Below are 241 nucleotides of genomic sequence, written 5' to 3'. Positions count from 1 at the left end.
ATCTATCTTCCCAGGCCGTCTCCAGCCAAGTATTTTCGACGCTAGTGAGCTTAACTTCTGTGTTCGGGATGGGAACAGGTGGATCCTCACCGCCATCGACACCGTCTTTACCGCGCTTCCTTCTAAGAACCGCTTTTTGAAAGATACTCTGTAAGGTATCTTCAAAACCGAATAACAATCTTCGAAAGTGAACTTATCTTTGACTCAACATCTCGATTCAATTCGAGGTCAAGCCCTCGAC

The 241-nt window shown here is 46.1% G+C and carries 1 rRNA gene; it reads right to left on the bottom strand.

The features are described 5' to 3' along the window. Positions 1-106: ribosomal RNA gene (gene rrf / locus H6A12_RS13210) — 5S ribosomal RNA — on the bottom strand; the annotation flags it as partial. Positions 107-241: the final 135 nt, after the last annotated feature.

The sequence above is a fragment of the Merdimmobilis hominis genome, assembly GCF_016901855.1.
GTDB lineage: Bacteria > Bacillota > Clostridia > Oscillospirales > Ruminococcaceae > Paludihabitans.
The sequence above is the reverse complement of the archived record's forward strand: the minus strand, read 5'-3'. Positions and strand labels throughout refer to the sequence as shown.